20 protein-coding genes and 2 pseudogenes are annotated in these 21,467 nt (G+C 69.1%); 10 read left to right on the top strand and 12 right to left on the bottom strand.

Annotated features, from left to right (window positions below; all coding sequences use genetic code 11):
• Position 1: 1 nt before the first annotated feature.
• Positions 2-1,714 carry an MFS transporter gene (locus ACZ7JA_RS11900; protein ID WP_470807987.1) on the top strand — a complete coding sequence of 571 codons (1,713 nt, stop codon included), beginning with the start codon at positions 2-4 and terminating at the stop codon, positions 1,712-1,714.
• A 282-nt stretch (positions 1,715-1,996) separates the two neighbouring features.
• Here ACZ7JA_RS11900 and ACZ7JA_RS11895 read toward each other — a convergent pair whose 3' ends face one another.
• Together ACZ7JA_RS11895 and ACZ7JA_RS11890 are read right to left on the bottom strand one after the other, a co-directional pair.
• Positions 1,997-2,236, bottom strand: a complete 240-nt coding sequence (locus tag ACZ7JA_RS11895) for a hypothetical protein (protein WP_389305554.1) — start codon at positions 2,234-2,236, stop codon at positions 1,997-1,999.
• Positions 2,237-2,402: 166 nt separating this feature from the next.
• On the bottom strand, positions 2,403-3,122 hold the full coding sequence (locus ACZ7JA_RS11890; RefSeq protein ID WP_389305556.1) for a YoaK family protein: 720 nt from the start codon (positions 3,120-3,122) through the stop codon (positions 2,403-2,405).
• Positions 3,123-3,316: 194 nt separating this feature from the next.
• Here ACZ7JA_RS11890 and ACZ7JA_RS11885 point away from each other — a divergent pair, with 194 nt between their 5' ends.
• Both ACZ7JA_RS11885 and ACZ7JA_RS11880 read left to right on the top strand, forming a co-directional pair.
• Positions 3,317-4,486 carry a hypothetical protein gene (locus ACZ7JA_RS11885; RefSeq protein WP_470807986.1) on the top strand — a complete coding sequence of 390 codons (1,170 nt, stop codon included), beginning with the start codon at positions 3,317-3,319 and terminating at the stop codon, positions 4,484-4,486.
• 306 nt (positions 4,487-4,792) lie between these two features.
• Positions 4,793-5,503, top strand: a complete 711-nt coding sequence (locus ACZ7JA_RS11880) for a peptidylprolyl isomerase (RefSeq protein WP_450743269.1) — start codon at positions 4,793-4,795, stop codon at positions 5,501-5,503.
• 545 nt (positions 5,504-6,048) lie between these two features.
• Here ACZ7JA_RS11880 and ACZ7JA_RS11875 read toward each other — a convergent pair.
• The gene (locus ACZ7JA_RS11875) at positions 6,049-6,609 is read right to left on the bottom strand and encodes a TetR/AcrR family transcriptional regulator (protein ID WP_389305560.1); all 561 of its coding nucleotides are present in this window, start codon (positions 6,607-6,609) and stop codon (positions 6,049-6,051) included.
• A 121-nt stretch (positions 6,610-6,730) separates the two neighbouring features.
• On the opposite strand from ACZ7JA_RS11875, the gene ACZ7JA_RS11870 reads away from it, so the two are divergent.
• The 3 genes from ACZ7JA_RS11870 to ACZ7JA_RS11860 all read left to right on the top strand — a co-directional run bounded on the left by ACZ7JA_RS11870 (position 6,731) and on the right by ACZ7JA_RS11860 (position 9,941).
• The gene (locus ACZ7JA_RS11870) at positions 6,731-7,417 is read left to right on the top strand and encodes an SDR family oxidoreductase (protein WP_470807985.1); all 687 of its coding nucleotides are present in this window, start codon (positions 6,731-6,733) and stop codon (positions 7,415-7,417) included.
• A gap of 765 nt (positions 7,418-8,182) precedes the next feature.
• On the top strand, positions 8,183-8,842 hold the full coding sequence (locus ACZ7JA_RS11865) for a formylglycine-generating enzyme family protein (RefSeq protein ID WP_470807984.1): 660 nt from the start codon (positions 8,183-8,185) through the stop codon (positions 8,840-8,842).
• A 661-nt stretch (positions 8,843-9,503) separates the two neighbouring features.
• Positions 9,504-9,941, top strand: coding sequence for a hypothetical protein (locus ACZ7JA_RS11860; protein WP_470807983.1), 438 nt, complete (start codon positions 9,504-9,506; stop codon positions 9,939-9,941).
• A gap of 4 nt (positions 9,942-9,945) precedes the next feature.
• Here the strand turns inward: ACZ7JA_RS11860 and istB are convergent, their stop codons facing one another.
• Both istB and istA read right to left on the bottom strand, forming a co-directional pair.
• Positions 9,946-10,581 carry an IS21-like element helper ATPase IstB gene (gene istB, locus ACZ7JA_RS11855; RefSeq protein ID WP_470808516.1) on the bottom strand — a complete coding sequence of 212 codons (636 nt, stop codon included), beginning with the start codon at positions 10,579-10,581 and terminating at the stop codon, positions 9,946-9,948.
• Between the two features lie 179 nt (positions 10,582-10,760).
• A pseudogene (gene istA / locus ACZ7JA_RS11850) lies at positions 10,761-12,005 on the bottom strand (IS21 family transposase).
• A gap of 70 nt (positions 12,006-12,075) precedes the next feature.
• On the opposite strand from istA, the pseudogene ACZ7JA_RS11845 reads away from it, so the two are divergent.
• A pseudogene (locus ACZ7JA_RS11845) lies at positions 12,076-12,278 on the top strand (alcohol dehydrogenase catalytic domain-containing protein); the annotation flags it as partial.
• Between the two features lie 269 nt (positions 12,279-12,547).
• Here the strand turns inward: ACZ7JA_RS11845 and ACZ7JA_RS11840 are convergent.
• From ACZ7JA_RS11840 to ACZ7JA_RS11820, 5 genes are all read right to left on the bottom strand, one after another.
• Entirely contained in the window at positions 12,548-13,207 is a 660-nt protein-coding gene (locus ACZ7JA_RS11840) for an MSMEG_1061 family FMN-dependent PPOX-type flavoprotein (RefSeq protein ID WP_470807982.1), read from the bottom strand.
• 215 nt (positions 13,208-13,422) lie between these two features.
• Positions 13,423-14,289 (bottom strand): hypothetical protein, encoded by an 867-nt coding sequence (locus ACZ7JA_RS11835; RefSeq protein ID WP_470807981.1) that lies wholly within the window; start codon positions 14,287-14,289, stop codon positions 13,423-13,425.
• 273 nt (positions 14,290-14,562) lie between these two features.
• Positions 14,563-15,003, bottom strand: a complete 441-nt coding sequence (locus tag ACZ7JA_RS11830) for a hypothetical protein (protein ID WP_470807980.1) — start codon at positions 15,001-15,003, stop codon at positions 14,563-14,565.
• A 73-nt stretch (positions 15,004-15,076) separates the two neighbouring features.
• Entirely contained in the window at positions 15,077-15,712 is a 636-nt protein-coding gene (locus tag ACZ7JA_RS11825; protein WP_351668436.1) for a hypothetical protein, read from the bottom strand.
• A gap of 254 nt (positions 15,713-15,966) precedes the next feature.
• Positions 15,967-16,965, bottom strand: a complete 999-nt coding sequence (locus ACZ7JA_RS11820; RefSeq protein ID WP_351668434.1) for an ArsR/SmtB family transcription factor — start codon at positions 16,963-16,965, stop codon at positions 15,967-15,969.
• Positions 16,966-17,182: 217 nt separating this feature from the next.
• Here ACZ7JA_RS11820 and ACZ7JA_RS11815 point away from each other — a divergent pair, with 217 nt between their 5' ends.
• Positions 17,183-18,121 carry a hypothetical protein gene (locus ACZ7JA_RS11815; RefSeq protein WP_389447201.1) on the top strand — a complete coding sequence of 313 codons (939 nt, stop codon included), beginning with the start codon at positions 17,183-17,185 and terminating at the stop codon, positions 18,119-18,121.
• Between the two features lie 221 nt (positions 18,122-18,342).
• Here ACZ7JA_RS11815 and ACZ7JA_RS11810 read toward each other — a convergent pair whose 3' ends face one another.
• Entirely contained in the window at positions 18,343-19,203 is an 861-nt protein-coding gene (locus ACZ7JA_RS11810; RefSeq protein WP_470807979.1) for an SDR family oxidoreductase, read from the bottom strand.
• Between the two features lie 58 nt (positions 19,204-19,261).
• Between ACZ7JA_RS11810 and ACZ7JA_RS11805 the strand changes: the two genes are divergently transcribed.
• Positions 19,262-19,990, top strand: a complete 729-nt coding sequence (locus ACZ7JA_RS11805) for a TetR/AcrR family transcriptional regulator (protein ID WP_351668428.1) — start codon at positions 19,262-19,264, stop codon at positions 19,988-19,990.
• A 191-nt stretch (positions 19,991-20,181) separates the two neighbouring features.
• Positions 20,182-20,712 carry a GNAT family N-acetyltransferase gene (locus ACZ7JA_RS11800; RefSeq protein WP_470807978.1) on the top strand — a complete coding sequence of 177 codons (531 nt, stop codon included), beginning with the start codon at positions 20,182-20,184 and terminating at the stop codon, positions 20,710-20,712.
• A 357-nt stretch (positions 20,713-21,069) separates the two neighbouring features.
• On the opposite strand, the gene ACZ7JA_RS11795 is transcribed toward ACZ7JA_RS11800, so the two are convergent.
• The gene (locus ACZ7JA_RS11795; RefSeq protein ID WP_389447196.1) at positions 21,070-21,282 is read right to left on the bottom strand and encodes a hypothetical protein; all 213 of its coding nucleotides are present in this window, start codon (positions 21,280-21,282) and stop codon (positions 21,070-21,072) included.
• Positions 21,283-21,467 lie beyond the last annotated feature (185 nt).

The raw sequence follows: 21,467 nt of genomic DNA, 5'->3' as shown, positions 1-21,467 counted from the left end.
GATGTCCACCACCGGTGTCGCGTCCACGGAGACGCTCACCGACTCGCCCGCGCCCTACCGGTGGCGCTGGGCTGCTCTCTTCGTGATCCTCGCGGCGGAGGTGATGGACCTCCTCGACGCCGTCGTCACGAACATCGCCGGTCCCTCCATGCGCGCCGATCTCGGCGGCGGTGCCTCCACCCTGCAGTGGCTCGCCGCCGCGTACACGCTGTCGATGGCCGTCGGGCTCGTCACCGGAGGCCGGCTCGGGGACATCCACGGACGCCGCACGATGTTCCTTGTGGGCGCCGCCGGTTTCACCGTGGGCTCGCTGCTGTGCGCGGTGTCCGTGTCGCCCGAGATGCTGATAGGCGCCCGCGTCGTGCAGGGCCTGTTCGGCGCGGTGATGCTGCCCCAGGGCCTCGGCATGATCAAGGAGATGTTCCCGCCCAAGGAGTCGCAGAAGGCCTTCGGCATGTTCGGTCCGGTCATGGGACTGTCCGCGGTGTGCGGGCCGATCCTGGCGGGCTGGCTCGTGGACGCCGACTACTTCGGCACCGGCTGGCGGATGATCTTCCTGATCAACCTCCCGCTGGGCGCCGCGGCCTTCCTCGGCGCGGTGCGCTACCTGCCCCGAGGCCGCTCCGAGAGCAAGCCCCGCCTCGACATCCCCGGCATGCTCCTCGTATCGCTTGCCGCGCTGCTCATCATCTTTCCGCTGGTCCAGGGCCGCGAGTACGACTGGCCTCTGTGGGCCTTCGCGATGATGGGCGCCTCCGTCGTCGTCTTCGCGGTCTTCGCCAGGTACGAGTCGCGCCGCAGCAGCGCCGGCCTTGACCCGCTGGTCGTCCCGAGCCTCTTCCGCAAGCGCGGGTTCAGTGGCGGGATGGTCCTCGGACTGGTGTTCTTCTCGACCATGCAGGGCTTCATGCTGGTCTTCAACCTCTACACCCAGATAGGCCTCGGCTATTCGCCGCTCAAGGCAGGTCTGGTCATGGTGCCCTGGTCCGGCGGCATGATTGTCGGGTTCGGGATCGCCCAGGGTGTCGCACGGTTCGGACGTGCCGTCCTTCAAGCGGGCACCGTCGTCATGGCGGCCGGCGTTTTCGGTGTGTGGCTGACCCTCGACATGGTGGGCAGCGGCGTAGGGCCCTGGCAGCTGCTGCCGTCCCTGCTCGTCACCGGCATCGGCATGGGCCTGCTCATGGCTCCGTTCTTCGACATCGTGCTGGCCAGCGTCGAACAGCACGAGACGGGGTCGGCGTCCGGCACGATGACCGCGATGCAGCAGCTCGGAGGCGCCTTCGGCGTGGCCATCCTCGGCACCGTGTTCTTTGGCCTTTTGGGCGGCGGGATAGCCACCGCCGTCGACCACCGCTCGGACGGTCTGCGCGAGCAGTTGGCCGCCGCCCACGTCGCGCCTGCCGCACAGGATCGTGTCGTGGCGGACCTGCGCCAGTGCGCCTCGGACCGCGCCGTGGCCAAGGACCCCGCAGCCACCCCGGCCTCCTGCGCGCGTCTGGAGAAGGACACGCGGTCCGCAGTGACCTCGCCCGAGGCCGGTGCCCGGATACCCGCGGCCCTGCAGGCCACCGCGACCTCGGCCTTCAAGGGCGGTTTCGGGTCGGTCATGAAAACGGTGCTGTGGATCGTCGACGGCATGCTCGCGCTGACCTTCCTCCTCTCCTTCCTCCTGCCGCGCCAGGCGCGCCCCGAGGAGTCCAGCGGACACTGACACCAGCTGGCCACCGACCGCCGGTCGCACCGTGGACGGGACGACCGGGCATCTCCTCCTCAGGGGTGTGCCTGGGCGTCCCGATCCCGATGAAGCGCGCGTACTGTGCGCGCGGGTGGGGACGCACACGTGGCCGGGAGCGGGCGGAACGCGTCGGCGCATCGCACGTGTGGCTGGTGCAGCCCTCGACGGGGGAGGCGGCCACAGGTGCTCGCCCCTCGTTGCTCACCTTCGACTCTGCTGTGAACCCCGCCGCCCGGGCGGCAGGGGCCAGCTCCAGTTTCAGCGGATGGTGGAGCGCTTGGCGTCGGCGATCCACTGCCCCACTGGGAAATCGGTGAGCGACGCCGGTCGCCCCTCGGCTTCGACCTGCTGGCCGTGGCGGCCTGGCACGCGATACGTGACGCGCGCACCACTGGCCGGCGGGAGCTCGGTCTCGTCGCCCTCCCCGGGCTTCAGGTCGATCACGCGGGTGCAGGGGCGCAGCGCCTTGGCCGCGGTGTCGCTGCCGCCGACGGGCATCAGGAGCGCGTCGAGTTTCCGGTGTCATCGAGAACTTCGAAGGTCGCCGGGCCTTGGCCGGCGATGTGCCCCGTTCACGGGCTTGGGACCGACACACGAGCACGAACGGCAGCCCTACGCCGCTGAACGGTACGTCGGCCCAGGTCGTGGTTCGCGCGATGGAGGATCAGTGAGCGGTCGGTGGGCTCGGTGGCGGTGACCCCGTGCTCGCCTCCCCGCGCTGCAATTGCCGCGTCTGCCGGATCAGCAGCGCGAGAACGCCCGTAAGCAGACCGGCGGCCATGCCGACCGCAGGTGCGCCGACCAGACGGGTCATCACCGCGCCCGTCATCGCGCCGGCCGCGAACGACCCGATGATCACGGCGTACCGGCCTGCACGCCGGGCAGCCGCCGGTTCTCCAGCCGCCAGCCACCGGTGCGTGGCGGCGATGCCCTTCTGTAGATTGCCGCTCTCCGCCAGCGTCGTGTACGGGGCGTCGCGGAGTGTGGTGAAGGTCGAGAACTGCAACGCCGCCACGAACGACACCGTCACCGTCGTCACTTGTTCGGGCACGCTGTCGGGCAGTGCCGCGATCAGCGCCAGCAGGACGATCTGCAGTGTGACGACAAGCCGCAGCGGTCGGCCGACATACCGCTGCACTCGTGACAGGCCGAGGACCTCCACCAGCAGCACGCCGGTGCTGAAAGCCACGACCGGGATGAGCAGCAAGACCGCCCTGTGCCAGTGCCGGCCGGTGACCTCGACGCAGAACAGCAGCACATTGCCCGACTGCAGATTCGCGAACACGTGGTGCCGGACGAACGTGTACGCGTCCAAGAACCCGCCGACTACCGCCAGAAGCGTCCCGACGATCAGCGTGTCGGGACGGCGATGGATCGTAGCCATGCAGCACAGCATGCACGACGCGACCTGCACGGCCCGTGGTCGACACCTGCACCGCGTACAAAGCCGCACGCAGAGGTCGATCTGACCGACGGCGATGCTCGTCTCGTCTCGATGTCCCTGTCCCTGCCCCTGCTGCGGCGACGCGGTCCGGGCGTCCGTGTCGGATTGTCAGAGGCGGCTGCTTTCATGGCGGCATGAGTACTGTGCACGAGAGCGCCGCCCTCCTCCCTGATCCCGTCCGACTGCGTGCCCATCTGCGTGCCCTGGCCGCCCTGGACATGGCGCTCGGTGAGGATCCGCAGTTCTGCCAGTACACCTTCGACGCCACGTGGGGCCCTGGCGTGGAAGCGGCCCTGATGGATAACGGCTCCGGAGACGACTTCGCCGTCCTATTCACCCCGGCCGGCGTACTGATACGCGGCTTCGACCATGAGTCGGAGATGAGTCCCTACGGCACGGACGACGAACAGGTCTGGCCCGGTGTCATAGACGAGGTGCCCGCGGAGCTGCGCCCGCTCCTGGACGAGCCCGCCTTCCACGACGAGGGCATCGATGCCCCTCGGGTCACCGCCTGCCTGTGGCAGACGACCGACGACACCGTCTGGCGCACCGGCTCGGCCATCGCCTTCCCCGCAGGCAACGAAGACCCGGACGGCTCCGGCTTCCTCTTCCACCTCCTCACCAACCGCTCGCCGGAGACCGTTCAGGCATGGTTCGAGGACTACTACGAACGCCCCGTGCCCCTCGACGCCGTCCGCCACGTCCTCGCCGGGCACCCCCTCACCCCCGCGGTCGCCAGGGCCCTCAATCCGGCCGCCTTTTCGGACAGCGCACTACTCCAACGGATCTCCGCGCACCCCGAAGTAGCCTCCTTCCTCTCCTGTGACGGCGAGTTCGACCTCGCCCGCACCGACCCGATCGAATCGATAACCCTGCCGAACGCTCTCCCGGTGGAGCCCATCGCAGGCTGCAACGCGGGCGGCACCCACTACCTCTGCGGCCCGGCCGTCCCCGACGGTCCCCGTCCCGTCCTCTACACCGACTCCGAGGGCCGGGCGTCCCTCATTGCTGAGTCTCTCGCCGAGGCCCTGACCCTCGTCATCGTCCTACCGGCCTGGCACGACGCCCTGGCCGGTTTCCGGCCCCCGACCCTCAACGCCGACTACCTCGACGACCACCCGGGCCATCCCGCCGTCCGCGACCGACTCCTCGCCGCACTGCGACTTCCCCCGGCCACCGATCGCGAAGTCCTGGACCGCCTGCTCATCACCGCCGCCCGCACCGTCCCCGACGGATTCCTCCCGAGCGTTTCCGAGGACGACGAGTCGGCCTTCGAGCCAATGCTCGAACCGTCCGCTGACTGAGGCTGTCCCGCGGGCGCCGATGATGTCCTCGCGCCGCTGCGGCAGCACCCTGCGCGTGGCAGCATCCGCCGGGAGTTTCTGCGTGCACCAGGAGCCGCTCGCCCGTCGTGCACCGGGTGGACGCGCTGATCGACCGACTCGCGCTGTGCCGCATCCGGAGCGACGTGGCCGGCTGCCGCGGGGCCGAGGTCCGGGAGGCGGATGTGGCTTGCGGGCGGGTTCTCGCCCGCAAGCCCGCAGCCTAGACTGCGACCGCTCCGAAATCTGGCGATCTTCTGGAGGGTGTGCAGGATGAACCGAGCTCTCATGACCGTATTGGCGGCGGCAGCCTTAGTCGCGGCCGGGGGCAGCACCACCGCCTCCGCCTCCGATGCCCCTCCGCGAACCACGCACGGTCCTTGCCAGTACACCCAGACCCCGGACGAGCCGGCGGCGCGGCCGGTTCCCCTGCCGCGCGATCCGCGACGCACTCCCAGTCACGGCACGGTCGATGTGGCTGTCCGGACCAGCCAAGGCCCCCTCCCGCTGCGCCTGGACCGGGCGAAGGCGCCGTGCACGGCCCAGAGCTTCGTGCATCTGGCGCAGCACCGGTTCTACGACCGTACGGTGTGCCATCGGCTGACGGCGTATCCGACGCTGAAGGTTCTGCAGTGCGGCGATCCGACCGGCACCGGCGAAGGTGGGCCCGGGTACAAGTACAAGGACGAGCTGCCGGTGGACCTGCCGCCGGCACCGAGCGATCCGACCGGCGTCCGTCGCCTGTACGGGCGCGGCCTGCTGGCGATGGCCAACGCCGGGCCGAACACGAACGGTTCGCAGTTCTTCGTCGTCTACGGCGATTCCGCGCTGCGGCCGAACTACACGGTGTTCGGCACCGTCGGTGCCACCGGCCTGAAAACGCTCGACAAGATCGCTGCCGGTGGTATTGAACCTAGTGCGGAGGATCCGAACCCCGTCGACGGCACGCCCGTGCTGCGGACCGAGCTGCTCAGCGTCCGGCCGTACTGCCGGCCCTGACGAATTGTGGCGCGGCCAGGGCGGTCCAGCTATACGTCTCGGCCGCGCCACGGTGACGCCAGCCCCGGCGATGACCGTGGCGTCGTCGAAGTAGGCAACGGGTCGCCGAGGATGCGGCGATCACAAAACCACTTCCGGGCCTGGATCGCGCCCCTGCGTCTTTGGTCGGGGACGAGCGAGCTCGCCTCACGGTCGGGCCCTGTCGCGCTCCACGCAGCTTCAAATCCTGGTCCCCTCCGCCATACCTCCTCCGGCCCCTCTCCGGGCCGGGTGCCGCACGAGTGGCCGCTACGGTCCACAGTCGGTTGGAGCTGACATGTGCTCCCACCTCACTCTCGTCACCGCAGCGGCGACCATGCGGGGACTCCAGGCGGCTCCGCTGGGTGAGCAATCGTGAGACCGACGCCCCGCAGGCCTGAATCAGGCGGGGTGCACTTTGCCACGCCATCCGGTCGTGCGTGGGGGACCGGGGGAGGGGCCGCCCGCGCTGTCGGCGACGCGGCGAAGAGTGTCCCTCGGCGAGCTGCCCGGCAGCGCGGCACGGATCAACCGGATGCTGACAGTGCCGCGCGCGCTGTGGTGAGGATCCTTTCGGAGAGCGGCGACCCGTTGGTGGCTCGGGCCAGGACAAGTGCGCCGAGCATGGTGCACAGCCGGGTGATGCCGTCCTCATCCTCGGTGGCGAGCCACTCGGCGAAATCGCCCACGCCTTCGGTATAGATCCGGCGGGCCTCTTGGTCTTCGACTTCGCGCGCCATGTCGGTGACGAGCGCGGCGACCGCACACCCGTCCGCCGGGTTGTCGCGGTGTTCGGGGGAGAGGTAGGTGTCGATCAGTGCCTGCTGAGCGGCCGCGCGCTGCCCGCCGTGCTGCTCCAGTCCGTTTTCGTGGTGCCGGGCGAGTTCGCCGAAGGCGTGAGCGGTGGCTTCGTTGACGAGCGCCTCTTTGGAGGCGAACTGCTTGTAGAAGCCGCCGTGGGTCAGTCCGGCTGCCTTCATGATGTCGGTGAGGCTGGCGTGCGTCCCCTGTTCCCGGAACAGGCGGGAGGCGGTTTCCACGACCCGCCGACGGTTCTCTTCGGCCTGCGCCCGCGATACGCGACCCATCGGCCACCTCTCTGATCGGATGTCGACTGGCATCTATTCTAGACCCGTGTTTAGATGATGGCAGTAATCTAATGAAAACACCGTCGGCTGCTCGCCGACGGCCGTAACGCCGGGAGCGGGTATGGAACTGAAGAACGCGGTCGCGGTGGTCACCGGCGCCAACCGGGGGCTTGGACGACACCTGGCCGCCCAGCTCATGGAACGCGGAGCGACTGTGTACGCGGCGGCTCGACGTCCCGAGACGGTGGACCTGCCTGGAGCCACTCCGCTGCGGCTCGACGTGACGGACGAGGAGTCGATCCGCGCCGCGGCCCGCACCGCGTCCGACGCGACGCTGCTGGTGAACAACGCCGGAATCTCCACCGGAGCTCCGCTGATCGCGGGCAGCCCGAGCGAGGTGCGTCTGGAGATGGACACGAACTTCTTCGGGCCGCTCGCCGTGACCCGGGCCTTCGCCCCGGTCATCGACAGCAACGGCGGTGGTGCCGTGCTCAACGTGCTGTCGGTGCTGTCCTGGCTGCACCCCGCCGGCCTCGGCTCCTACGCCGCGGCGAAAGCCGCCGCCTGGGCGCTGACCGACGCGGCCCGGGAGGAACTGGCGCCCCGCGGCATCGCCGTCTCGGGGCTGTATGTCGGGTACATGGACACCGACATGGCCGCAGGCATCCCCACCGGCCAGAAGGTCGACCCCGCCGAGGTTGCCGCCCAGGCCCTGTCCGGCATCGAGGCGGGCCTGCCCGAAATCCTCGCCGATGAGACCACCCGGTACGTGAAGCGGAGCCTTGCCACATCGCCGAACGCGGCCTGAGGCGCACGACGCCGAACAAGGCGGGGAGCTGTCCACCCGGGTCAGGAAAGTCACGGCGGAGCAGCGATGCATGGACAGGTGGCCGCGGCGGGGGAGGTCCTGGCCCGGGGCGGGCAGAGCCCCCTGTGCGGGCGCGCGTTCCGGAAGGCTCGTCACCGGAGCTGTGTGCGCGTCTGCGGCCGAGACACGGGGCGGCCGGGAGAGGGGGAGGAATCTCTGCTCTGCACGACCACCGCCCGGTGTCTAACAGTGAGACCACGCAGGACGGCCGTGCGGCCGCGGCCGCAGCCCGGTACGGGCGGGAACCGCGCGAACCCGGCCGCACGCCGGAGGCCCCGGTCCGGCCGGACGGGCAGCCCCGCCTCCCGTCCCGCCGAGCCCTAGGCCCTTCGCCGTAGGCACCACCGCGGGCCTCGGTGACGCACTGTGGCTACCGAGGCCAACGCCCGTCGGCCGCGCACGCCTCGTTCCCAGGAGGACCCGGGACCGTAGAACGACTGGTCACACCGTCCGGTCCGCGACGGACCCGACCTTCCGGTCCATCTCGGCGAACCACTTCAGCGCGGCCAGTCGCCGGTCACGACTGACGGTCGCGAGCGCCACTGGGGTGTTGCCAAGCACTTCTTCGGGCACCACTGCGCGGACCGGAAGTGCCTCCACTGTGCCGGAAGCCGACTGCGCTCCACCGCGGTTCGGAGAGATCGACAGTGCTTTGGGCGGACGCCGGTAGGGTGGCCCGTTGTGCACGCGAGGGCTGGAAACGAAATGGTAGCGGTCCCGTTGGGGCAGGTGACGCTGTCGGACCGGCGGACGCAGAGCAGTTGGCCGGTCGAGGTCTCGCCGTTCCAGATGTCGGCGTTCCCGGTTACGCAGGCCTGGTACGCACGAATCACCGGCCGGCGGCCGAGCAGCGCCCAGGGCGAGCGACTGCCGGTCGAGGGTGTTTCGTGGTGGGACGCGGTCGAGTTCTGTAACGCCTTGTCCCGGCGTGAGGGGCTGACGCCCGCGTATCGTCTGTGCGTCGACGCCGAGACGGCCGAATGGGACACCTCCGCAGACGGGTACCGGTTGCCGACCGAGGCCGAATGGGAGCACGCCTGTCGTGCGGGCACTACTGGCCCGCGGTATGGACAGCTCGACGAGGTCGCCTGGTACCAGGGCAATTCTGATGGGCGGATCCACCCTGTCGGCGGCAAGCAGCCCAATGCGTGGGGCCTGTACGACATGCTGGGCAACGTGTGGGACTGGTGCTGGGACGTCTACGACGCCGAGGTGTACGGGGCCTACCGGGTGCTCCGCGGTGGCGGATGGGCCGACGAGCACTGGAGCTGCCGCGCGTCGGTGCGGCGGCGGAGCCACCCGACCTTCCGGATCGACGACGTGGGATTTCGCATCGTGCGCTGCACACCATTGCCTCAGCCGTAACCGCCTCATTTCGACTCGATCAGTTAAGAGGTCGTCTCAGGAGGCGGTGCGCAAGAGGCGACGACGGTGGCTCGAGCGGTTAGGGGAGTGCCGGGAATCCGCACGTCGCGCTGGACGCCACCACACACCTGGCCGAGCCTCGGTTCGGGCATCTCCGCGTCGATTCCCGCGCGCCGGGCGAGCGACGCGACCGCCGCCGCGACGAACCCGGCGGCGGAGGGCTCGTTCGTCTGCCGCATCGCCCGCCGCCTCGTCTGCCACCGCCGCTGCAGCAACCATGACGGCCTCTGAGCGGTGCGCCTTCATCCGAGGCCGGCCGATGCGCCCTTCTCGGAGGCCGTGCCTGGCTGCTGGACCCCGCGCACCTGAGCGTGCCCGGAGCTCTGGAAACGTCCTCGGCTTCGGGACGTTGCAGGCCACGGTGGTCCTCGGCACGCCGACAAGGTGATGGACCGACCTGTGTATGCACAGGTCCATCCACCGTGCGGCCGCGTCCCCGCACCAGTTGATCCGCGTACCCGTGCCGGAGAGTGTGTGTTGTCAACGCTTCGCGAAAAGTGACCCTCGGGCAGTCTCCGAAAATTGACCCCCCAGTTGCGTGACGACCCGGTCCGGTCCTCGCAGGCGTTGACCGTCGGTGGCAGGTGCCAGAATCCGTGGTGTGCCAGACGCCGACTACTTCTCTGCCGCCGATGATGAGTCCGCTGTTGCCGTGATCGAGGCCGGCGGCCCGGCCCGCGCTGGGCTGGACGTGATCTTCCTCAAGGACATCGATCCGGTTGATGCCGTCGCCCAGCTCGAAGCTGTCATGACGGGCTGCAGCTATAAAGAGGCAAGCAAGCGCCCGAGGGTGGGACAGTTGCTGTCGTCTGAGAACGTTGACAGTCCGTTCGTGCTGACCGTGTCGGACACGCTCTTCGACGTCTTGGTCTCCGTCTCCGGGGACCACCTGATGACCGTGGCCGGGGCCTGGTCTGCGACCGGCGGCCTGCGCGGACTCGATGCCGCGACGGCGACAGTGGTCGTGGAGGCACTGGTCGGCCTGGCCAAGCGTGCTCGCGCCGCTGACCTGCGGCTTTATTGCTGGTGGACGTTGTGAAGGCTCACTCCCGTCCGGCCCGGTCTTTGGCCAGCAGCTCGCGTCGGGCCCGGGTGCGGTAGGAGTCGCCGGTGAGGGTGAGGACCTCGGCGTGGTGCACTAGGCGGTCGATCATCGCGGCCGCGACGACATCGTCGGAGAAGGTCTCTCCCCAGCGTCCGAGGGGCAGGTTCGAGGTCACCATCACCGAGCCCTGTTCGTAACGCGACGCGATGAGCTGGAAGAACAGGTTCGCGGCGTCCTGGTCGAACGGGATGTAGCCCACCTCGTCGATAATGATCAACTTGTAGCGGCGGATCTTCTTCAGTTCGGCCTCCAGGCGGCCGGAGTGATGGGCCTCGGCGAGGCGAGAGATCCAGTTGCTGGCGGTGTCGAACAGAACCGAGTAGCCGGCATGGGCTGCCTTGACGCTGAGCCCGATGGCCAGGTGCGTCTTCCCGATCCCGGGCGGCCCGAGCAGGATCACATTCTCCGCCTCCGCGACGAACGTCCCTGTGGCCCGGTGGGCGAGGACGTCGCGGCGGAGTGACGGCAGGTGGTCGAGGTTGAAGTCCTCTAGGGTCTTGACCTGCGGGAAGTGGGCAGTGCGGATCCGCATCGTAGTGCCTTTGCTCTCCCGGTCGGCGACCTGCCGCTGCAGCAGGGCGGCCAGATACTCCTCGTGGACCAGTTCTGGTCGCGGGCCTGGTCTGCGAGCTCCTCCCAGAAGGCGCCGATGGTGGGCATCTTCAGCACCCTCGTGAGGTAGGCCAGCATGGACGGCATGCCATCCTTCGGGTTGCTCGCCGCATTAGGCGGTTTGGTGGTCGTGGCCATGTATCACTCCGCTTTCGTGGTGGGTGGGTTGAAGTCGACGCCGAAGAGGGCGTCGTAGTCGGGCAAGGCCCGAAGCGCGACGGCGTGCCCGTCGCTGTGGTGACGGATCGCGGTCTGGCGTCGTTGGCGGTCCAGCGCGAGGGCCTCGCGCATCCTCGCGGCGGTGGTCGCGTGGACCGGGTCGGTGATGACGTGCTGTTTCGCCCATGACCGCTCGTGTCGGGCGACAACCTTGCCGTCGCAGAACACGGTCACGGTCTCCAGGGAGACGGTGACGTCGACGAACCGGCCGATGACCTGTGGGTCGACCGAGTAGTCGACGGTGTCGACGCGGACGTAGTAGTCCCGACCGAGCCGGATCCGGTGGCTCAGCCCGATCGGCGGGACCACGGGCGGCAACGGCACCATCGCCAGGTAGTCGGTCTCCAGCAGGTCAACTGGGCGGCCCTGGATCGACCGGACCGTCCGTTCGTTCGCGCGGACGAGCCAGTCGGACAGCTGCTCGTTGAAGTCAGCGGGCGAGACGAATTGCCGTCCGGGCAGGAACGAGGTCTCCAGGTACTGGTTGTTGCGCTCGACCAGTCCCTTGAACTCAGGATCCCGTGGTGGGGCCAGCTGGATCCGAGTGGCCAGTGTCCCGGCGAAGGCCGACGCTGGGGCGGTGACCTTCCCGGTCCCGCCGATCGCGGCCTCCCGGTCCCAGACCAGCGTCTTCGTGACGCGGCCGATGCCGTGGATCAGGGACCACATGCCCGACAGGATGTCGCCCGCCTGCCGGGACGGGATCATCACCGCGGACATGAAGCGGGAACCCCAGCGTCATAGCACCGGCAGGATCCGTTGCTGACGCCCCGACCCGGACCTTCGTCTCCGGGAACCACAGATCGCACTGGGCGACCTGGCCGGGCTCGTAGACGACCCGGTCGACCGGGTCGATGCCCACGTACTCCGGGCGGATCACGCGAGGCGCTTGCGCAGCGGCGGCAGCGAGTACGGCCAGCCGATCCGCTCGGCTATCACCGGCGCCGGCATCCTCGGCCATTCCTGCAGCAGGGCCCGCATCTGCGGCTCGTAAGCGTCCGCGACCTGGCCGCGGGGCTCACGTTCGTACTTCGGCGGCCGGTCCGAGTTCAAGGCGGCCCGCACCGTGTTCCGAGCCACCCCAAGCCGCCGAGCGATCTCCTTGATGGGCACACCCTCCGCGCGATGCAGACGGCGTATCTCTGCCCAGTCCTCCACTTTCAGCACCCTCCAAGAGTCCGGAGGGGGTCAAGATTCCCGGACTGCTCAGGGGTCAGTTTTTCAGGAAGCGTCAACACGTGTACACGCTGTCGGCGTCAACCCCGTGGACGGCAACATCCGCTCCGGCGTCATGGAGGCCATCTTCCCCACCACGCTGCTCCCGTACCCGGCGGGGAGTTCGCCGGAGTGGTCGACGCCGCCGGCGATGACGTCAACCACCTGAAGGTGGGGGACGAGGTACTGGGCTGGTCCGACACCGGCTCCTACGCCTGGTACGCCGACACCGGTGAGGCTGACCACCATTACCCGGCGGTCGTGGACGGTTCCCTGGAGGAGCCGATCGCCGACATGTGGCGCGCCCTGGAACAGATAGGGAGCCGCGCATGGCGGCCGAGTGGCTGCTAGGGCAGAACAGCGACTTGGCGACCTGAAGGCGACGGCTTTCGCTACCCCATCGCCGCACGCGCCCACTGACCGCATGCTCCGCGATGGGTCCGGGGGGTCCGGGGGCAGGCAGCCCGGTGATTCAGCAATTGCCGTTCGGCCCGTTACTCGTACCGGTACTTCAGTGAATCGGCCTCCGCCTGTTCGATGTCGGCGATCGTCAGCTCCGGCATCCGCAGCTGGGCGAGCGTCACCTCGGCCGAGGTCGGCTGGGTGTCCGCCGGCAGCCACTGCTCCGGCTTCCAGGCCCCGCTGCGCAGCAGCGACTTGGGGCAGTGCGGATAGACCTCCTCGATCCCGACCACCAGCGCGCTGGCCGGCGGCTTGCCCACGGCGGTCAGCTGCGACAACAGCTCCGGGCGGGTGGAGATGCAGGCCCGGCCATTCACCCGGAGCGTCGTGGTGCGTCCCGGGATGACGAACAGCAGCCCGGCCCGTCCGGTGGCGATGACGTTCTGCAGGGTGTCCAGACGCTTGTTGCCGGTCGCGTCCGGTATCGCCACGGTCCGTTCGTCCAGGACACTGACGAATCCCGCGGGTCCGCCGCGCGGGGAGACGTCGCAGTTGCCCTCGGCGTCAGCGCTGGCTATGAAGAGCAGCGATGAGCATCCAATCAGCTGCCGTGTCTGTTCGGTGAGTTCGGTCATCTGCTTGCGCACGGCCGCGTCGCTGGGCAGTGCGTAGACCCGCCGCAGCGCCTCCTGGTCGGGCACGGCGTCGAGACGGAGCGAGTCGAAGGCACTGCTGGCAAGGGGTGTCGTCATGCGTCTGACCCTAATGGGGCGGCCTGCTGTTGGGCTCGTACGGTGAGTCGGTGAGTAGGGCCCGGCCACAGAAACATCCGCACCGAGGAAGCGCAGCACAGGCCCCAGGAAGAGGGTCAGGGCGTAGAGCCGAGCCCGGGGGCGGGAGGCTGACGGCTTGTGCGCGGCGTTCGCGCGATGGCCCCCGATCGGCGCCGGGGGCCGTCAGACCGCCATCAGGTGCTGAGGTCGAACACGCTCCAGGCGGTGAACGGGTCGGCCTGTATGTAGATCCTGCTTCCTCGGCTGACGACCCGTCGGTGGCCGGAGGCAGGGCCATCGGGCAGGGCGAGCAGCCCGACATCCGTCGGCTCGACGCAGGTGTCGGTTAGCTCTCCGTGGGCGAGCCGATTCCGCTCCTTGCCGTAGCCGCCGTAGAAGGCGACCCGATTTCCGTGAACGGCCACCGCATCGGCGCCCCGCACGCGGTTCGCCCACACCGTCACGGGCTTATCGGGGCGGTCGGGGCGTATCTCGACGAGCGGGAAGTCCGTGTATGGGCACGCCCAGGCGGCGGTGCCCGACACGTTCAGGGCGTAGCAGTCGAAGAGACCGGGGATACGGGCGCCGTCCGACGTCCAGGCAAGTCGGCCCCTTGCGTCCCAGCGGCGGATCCCCACCGGGTTCTCGTCGAAGTGCCCGACCCATACATGGCCGGCCTCATCGACCAGCAGGTGCTCGATGGCATCACCGATGGAGAAGGATGAGGTCTCACGGCCGAGGGCGTCGAAGACCTGGACCTGGTTCGCGTCCTTCAACCGGCGGGCGCGAGCCGCGGCGACGACGAACCCGCCGTCCGGCAGGCGGTCCAAGCGCGGCCAGCGGGCCCCTACGGCGCTCAACTCGGTGACTTCGATGTCGCCGCCCGGATGGACGGAGACGACCAGGGTGTCGAAGGGCAGGACATCGCCGCCGGGCTGCGGAGCACGTTCGGCAAGCAGCCAGTGGGCGGCGCCGAAGATGTCGACGGTACTGGTCAGGACGTGGCGGTCGTGGTGCGCTCGGGGGAGGTGGGCGTAGGGAACGAGGGTGGCCTTCTGCACGGGCGGCTCTCCTGGGTGGGCGGTCACGGCCATCGGGCTCTGCGGTGAGCGGCGGACGGCGAGGCGCGAGCACTGGAGAGGGGAGCGGGGCGCCTAGACGGCACGGCCCTTTCTGGTCGTCATGAGGCGATGATCGTCGACGTCCGACCTCGTGACAAACCTTTTTGGCGCGTCTCCGCAGCTGATCGGATGCTGCGAGTGCATGGACTTGCATGGACCTGACCGCACTCGCAGAACTACCGGCTCGTTCGACTGCCGGTCGAGGCCTACACGTCATCGGCCCCCCGCAGACGCGTGTGCTCCACGACTGCGACTCCACACCTTGAGCCTGCTCGCCGCCGTTCCCGCACGACCGCGCAGTGCACCTACGCGGAGCTGGCCCGCTGTCACGTGAAGCGGTCCCAGCACGACAGTGCCGCCGTCCCACACGGCAGCCCGCTGCTCGCCCGCACCGCCGAAGTAATCGACTTCCACGTAGGCCACCGGTCCGCCGACCGACCAGTCAGCGAGGGTGTTCTCGAAGCCTCCCGGCAACCGCCAGAACCCCAACGCATCCCTGCCGCTGCCGTCCGCGACGGAATCGAACAGGACGTCTGTCATAGGCATCGGGGCAAGGCCCTGTCCGATCGACGCCAGCCGAGCCGCAGGCAGGTGCCGCACCATGCTGCGCAGCGCCTCCCGGTCAGCGATCACTGCCTGCAGGTCGTAACCCATGTTCCGAGCCCCTTCAGGTCGAACCTTGCGCAAGGACAACGCCCCCTCCCTGGGAAGGGGCGTTTCGCTGTCCCTACGGGCAGTCCTCCCCGAACTTGACCGCGTCCAGGCTGACCGGCTGCCCGTTCAGCTTCACCCCCGCGGCCGGCTTCTGCGTGCACACCTGCCAGTTCGACTCCATCAGCACCCACCGGCTTGCGCCCGTCGCGTCAGTCACAGTGATCGACGTGCCGCTGTCGAGAGCCTGCCGAGCGGCCTTCACGCTCTTGCCGTGGAAGTTCGGCATCGTCCCGCCGACCGTAGAGGGCGCGGCCTCATCGTGGGCCGGGCAGGTTTCAGCGAGTTTGACCGCGCCGAAGTCGAGCACCGTCGTTGTGGCCGCGACTTTCCCGGCCCTGACGCTCTGCGAACAGACCTTCCAGTCCCGGTCGAAGACCTGCATACGAGCCCGGCCCAGCGAGTCGTGGCTCTTGAGGAGGTAGAACCCCTGCTCCTGGGCGGTGTCCTGGGCCGACTGAAGGCCCATGCCGACAAAGTTCGGCACGGACTTGGACTCTCTGGCCGGCTTGTCATCCTTCGTCGGCTCGGCGCTTGTGCTTTTGGCCGGCGGGGCGCTGCCGCTCGGCTTGGCTGTGTCCGTCGGCTGACAGGCAACGGCGCCCGCGCTCACTGCGCAGAGCAGGACAGCACTGATGATGTGGAAACGCATGGATCCCCCCATGGTGGTGCTAGTACAGGCGGAACACGCTAAACCACATGTGGTTGTCCAGTGAATCTTGTTGCTGTGCTGTGATATCAGACCGACTGCCCCCGCGCCCCTGCGGGCCTGAGCCAAAACGGCGGATTCTCGGAGCAGCCGCCCCGGCGCACCCAGTAGGAGTCAGGCGGGTTCGCCGACTCGAACGCTGCTGGGCGACGGTCGTGACGCTGGACAACGGCCATCTCAGAATGACTTGGTCGCGCTCATTGGCTTCCTGCGAGCCGTATCGCGTTGGGTGTTTGGCGGTAGAGGACTGTTCGGCCGGTTCGGGTACGGGTGACGAGGCCCGCTCGGTGGAGCACGCCGAGGTGGTAGGAGACGGTGGCGGGGCTGAGGTAGTGGCGTGCTGCGAGTTGGGCTGTGGTGGCTGGTTGTGTGAGCGCGGTGAGGAGCGCTGCGCGGGTGGGGCCGAGTAGTTGGGCTGTTTGGGTGGTGGGCGCTGTTGGGGTGATGGCGTCGGTGATGGCCTTGTCACGGACGGGGTGGATGACCATCGGGGGTCTGCTGCCGTCACGTGTGGGGTCCACGGCCACGGCTGGTTGAGGCGCGACGAGGGAAGGCACGACGATGACCTGTGGCACGGGCAGTGAGATCTGGTACCGGCTTTCGACGTGCAGCGTGCCGTCGGCCCATCGGATCTGAGGGTGCAAGGAGTTGAAGAGTGTGGCCGCGCCGTGCCGAGCCAGCACGCCGGCGCAACGGTCGACTTCTGCGTCGAGGGCGTTCTTGGCGGCGTCCCAGTGCGGGGCGAAGGCCAGCTCCCAGTAGCGCCGTAGCTCGTCCGCGGCCTGCCGGGCGACGTGTGCACCGCCCCGTGCCATGGCCCGCCGCACTCCGGGGGGCAGCTCGGAGCCGGCGAGGCCGTTGCACGGCCGCCCATCCCGCAGTGCTTGCAGTTCGCCCAGGACACGCTCGGGCGGGGTACGGCGGACCCGCTGCAGTTCCTCCTCGACGCTGGGGGAGGGCTGGACGGGATGCGGGCTGAGGAAGTCGGGGATGTACCCGCCTGTGTCCAGGGCGAGTTCGGAGAGCAAGGGCAGCCGGGCCCGGCGCAGCACGCGTCTGGCGCGGGCGACCCACGGGTCGGCATCGGGGGCCGGGCGAGTGCCCCAGGGCAGCAGTGTCGCGACGACCTCGTGCAACGGTGAGATGGCGAAGCGGGAACGGGCGAGCCCTGCGGCGTCCACGGTGAGCTCGATCAACGAACCTCCCGGCCGTCCCATCCCGTTGGCATTTGCGCCCCGTCCCTTCGAACCTGTTCGAATCATGGCACGGAACGTCGCGGCGGCATGCCGGATTGGCGCAGCCTGGTGGCCCGCGGCCTGATCGACCGAGGCAACCGTGGGTCTGGCCGCGCCAGGGGCGATTGCTCCAGCAGATCATGCTGGACATTGTTGGGGAGGTGGATGGATGCGCGTCATGACACGGCTGCTCTGTCTGGGGGCTTCGGTGCTGCTCGCGGTGGCCGGCCAGGCAGTTCCCGCAGGCGCTCGGGAACTGCCCGATGTCTACGTCGTCTCGCGAGATCCCGGCATCCTGCCGGAGGGGATCGCGGTGGAGCGGGACGGGACCATGTATGTGACCTCCAAAGGCACCGGCCGGCTGTTCACGGGACGCATCGGTGACGCCGAGCTGCGGCCTTTCGCCGCTGAGGGCATCGCCGATCGTCCGAGCGCGCTCGGGGTGCACACCGATGCCCGCCACCGCGTCTTCTCCGTGGGCGGCTCGAGCCTCACGGTGCACGACCGAGCGGGCCGACTGGTAGCCCGCCGCAAGGCCGAGGACGGTCCCCTAGGAGCCGCGAACCTCAACGATCTCGTCATCACCAAAGACGCCGTGTATGTCACCGACTGGGCCAATCCCGTGATCCACCGAGCTGTACTGCGCGCCGGTCACCTGGGCCCGCTGCGCCCCTGGGTCGACATCCGCAGCGCTGCTCCGGGGTTTCCGGCACAGTACTGGCTGCTCAACGGCATAACGGCTGACCGCACCGGCAGGACTCTGCTCGTGGCCTCCAATGGCACGGAGGCGGTGTGGCGGGTGGATGCCGATACGAAGGACGTCGAGGAGGTGCAGCTCGGCGGGTCGTCGTTCGGGGCGGACGGCATGCTGCTGCACGGCCGCCATCTGTATGCGGTGCTCAACTACGGTGCGCCGGCTGGGGTGTACATCGCCCAGCTGAGTGAGGATCTCCGCACCGGGAGGGTGGAGTATCAGGTCACCGGTGACCGGTTCGACCTGCCGACCACCCTGGCTCGTCACGGCTGCCGCCTCTACGTGGTCAACAGTCAGCTTGATCAGCCGCCGGGGCATCCGCCCTACACCGTCTCGGCCCTCTCCGACCCCACCTGCCGGTAGCCGACGCCGTCCGGGAAGGAGGAGCGGCGCCGCGGCCGGCATGAAACCGGACGCGCGGGTCGCGCAGCATCGTCCTTTCAGGGGTACGTACGACTACATGAGGCTCGGGCACGCGCTGTCGGCATGGAGGGCGTCAGCGCTGTGCAAGGCGGTGGGCCGCCTACGGTGCGTTAACCGGATGCGTCCTAGTGGGGCAACGGCTTCTGCGCGTCGCTCTGCGCCTATTCGGCCCAGGCTCGTTCGAGCAGGGTGCCGAAGGCGGCAGGCTCTCGCCCGATCAGCTCGGCGAGCGTCGGGTCGACGGCGGTGAACTCGCCGTTGCGCGCCGCTGTGAAGATGCTCAGCATCAGGTCCGCGATCGCCGCCGGGGCGCCGTGGGTCAAAGCCTGCTCGCGGAAGGCGTCGTCGGGGACGACGGTGCGGGTGAAGGGCCGTCCGGTGGCCTGCGACGCGATCTCGGCGACGGTGCCGAAGTCGAGTGCCGCCGGGCCGGTGAGCGGCGGAGTGGGCCCTTCGAAGCGGCCCTCCTCGGTGAGGATCGCGGCGGTGGCATCGGCGAGGTCGGCGTGGCCGGTCCAGGCGACGGGGCCGTCGGCGGGCAGGGCGATGTCACCAGTGCGGCGGGCGGACTCCAGGAACTGCAGGGCGCTGGCCGCGTAGAAGCCGTTGCGTAGCGCGGTCCATGGCAAGCCGGTGGCGCGCAGCAGATCCTCGGTTCGAGCGTGGTCGCGGCATGCCTGGAAGCGGGAGTCGTGGGCGGCGCCCATCTGGCTGGTGTAGAGGATGCGGCCGACGCCGGCCTTCACGGCAGCGTCGATGGCGGTGCGGTGGCCGGTGACGCATTCCTCACCGGTGCGGTCGAGCGAGATGAGGAGCAGCTGCTCCGCTCCCTCGAAAGCATGGACGAGCGAGGCAGCGTCGTCGAAGCTGCCCTGCCGGACACGGACGCCGCGGTGGGCGAGGTCCCGAGCCTTGCGGGGGTCGCGGACGCTGACGCCGATGCGGTTGGCCGGGACGCGCTCCAGGAGGCGTTCGACGGTGCGGCGGCCGAGCTTTCCGGTGGCTCCGGTCACGATGATCATGAGTTCTCCCGACGCTGTTTCCAGTGCGCTGGAATCAAATGCGCGGTATCATCGATCCGTGACTACGCGTGACGCCACCGAAAGCCCTCGTCGCCGCATCGTCGAGGCGGCCGTCGGGCTCCTGGAGAAGGGCGGCCCGGACGCGGTGAGTACCCGGGCGGTCGCCGCCGCGGCCGGGATGCAACCGCCGGCGATCTACCGCCTCTTCGGCGACAAAGAAGGGCTCCTTGAGGCCGTGGCGGAGCACGGCTACGCGCAGTTCCTCGAGAGCAAGCGCGCGCAGCTCGATCCCGAACCACAGGACGCGGTGGAGGATCTGCGCCGGGGCTGGGACACGGTGGTGGAGTTCGGGATCTCCCGCCCCGAGCTGTTCGCAGTGATGGACAGGGCCACCGGCAGAGGTGCGGACATGGCGCACCGCGCGGGCCTGGAAATCCTCCACGGCCGGGTGCGCCGACTGGCAGCCGGGGGATGGCTGCGGGTCGACGAGGACCTGGCCGCGCAGATAATCCAGGCAACCGGCCGAGGCGCGGTCACCACCTGGCACTCCACGCCGGCGGACCGCCGCGATCCGGCGCTGCTGACCGCCCTCCGCGAGGCCATGGTCGCCGCCATCACCCGCGCCGAACCGGTGGTTCCCGCCGCGGAGACCGGCCCAGCCGCAGCGGCCCGCGCGCTGCGCGCCGCTCTCCACGACGGCGCCGACGTCCTGAGCGACGCCGAGCAACACCTGCTGCGCGAGTGGCTCACTCGCCTTGCGGCGGACCGTGGCGCTCCGCGTGTCTGATCGGGCGTCAGGAGTACACGTGCAGGCTATGCCTCGGTCCGGCGAATGGCATCTGAGGGCCTAGGCCCGTCTCGGTGACAGTCGATCTGGGCTGCCGGTGCGGCCGTTGACCGGCCCGCGGTGCTGTAGGAGCGGTGCATGATCGAGATATTCGCTGGTCGCTGCTTGCCGGTGGTGCTCATACTGCCGCAATGGATGCGGCGACTCTTGAGACCGACCGGCTGGTGCTGCGGGCCTTCACGCCTGCCGACGTGGATGCGGTGTACGAAGCCTGCCAGGACGAGGACATCCAGTACTACACACCCGTGCCGGTGCCTTACCGGCGTACGGACGCGGAGAAACTCGTCGGCGAGAAGCTGCCCGCTCAGTGGGCCGAGGACAGGGACTACACCCTCGGCGCGTTCCGCAAGGACACCGGCGCCCTGGTCGGCTCGTACTGCCTGACCCTCGTCAGCCGCGGCGTCTGGGAGCTCGGTTACTGGGCCGTCAAGGAACAGCGCGGCCACGGGTACTCCGTGGAGGCCGCTCGGGCCCTGTGCGACTGGGGCTGGGCCACGCTCGACGTCCACCGCATCGAGTGGTGGGCCATGGCCGGGAACACCGGCTCTCGTGCCGTCGCCGAGAAGCTCGGCTTCACCCTCGAAGGCACACTGCGCAATCGGGGCATCGCCAACGACGGCAAGCCGCACGACTGGTGGGTGGGCGGACTGCTGAGGCCCTGATGCCCTGGAGATCGCGGATGCGGGGGTGGGGCCGGGGTTGGGTGCGTTTGTTGGTTTCGGCCCGGGCCCCTGTGCCGGTCCGGCCCCCTGCTTCGGCCCCTGTCTTGGTTTGTGTGCTGGTCCTGGTTCGGGGTCGTTGCGGGCCGGCTCCTGGTCCGGTCCGGGCCTTACGTCGGCCCTGGATCCCGGTCCGGGCCGCGGCCCGGCCTTGGCCTCACCCGCCCCCGGCCGTGAATTCCGGTCGCGGGCAGCCCTGGCGCGGCTTCGGCCTGACCCGGCCCCGGCACCGGTCTGGGTCAATTCTGGTTTGTGTCTTGGGTTTTGGTTGTCGGGGGTGGGGTGTCGGGGGTGGGGGTGTTACTGGTGGATGTTGATGGTTTGGGTGGTTTCGGATTGGGCGGTGGCGTAGGGGGAGCACTGGTTGAGTGCGGTGGATTCGTTGTGGGCGTTGATGTGGGCGGTTTTCTTGGTGATGGTGGTCAGTTTGGTGAGGTTGAAGGAGAACTTGCCGAGTGCTTCGCGGGCGGGGAGGAGTTCGGCGGTTTGGGTGTGGAGCTGGTGGGTGTTCATGGGGTGGGGTTCCTTTCGTCGTGTGGTGTGGGGTGTGGGTTGTGGTGGGGTGTGTCCGGGTGTGGTGTGGGGCGGTGTTGTCCGGTTCCCGGGTGGGGACCTGCCGGCGGGTGCCGGCGGGCGGTGAGCGAGCAGCGGGTTGTCCGCGCGGTGCGCGCCGGCAGGTGGGGTGGACGGCGGGGTGC

The organism is Streptomyces sp. NPDC038135 (assembly GCF_055601245.1).
The sequence above is the reverse complement of the archived record's forward strand: the minus strand, read 5'-3'. Positions and strand labels throughout refer to the sequence as shown.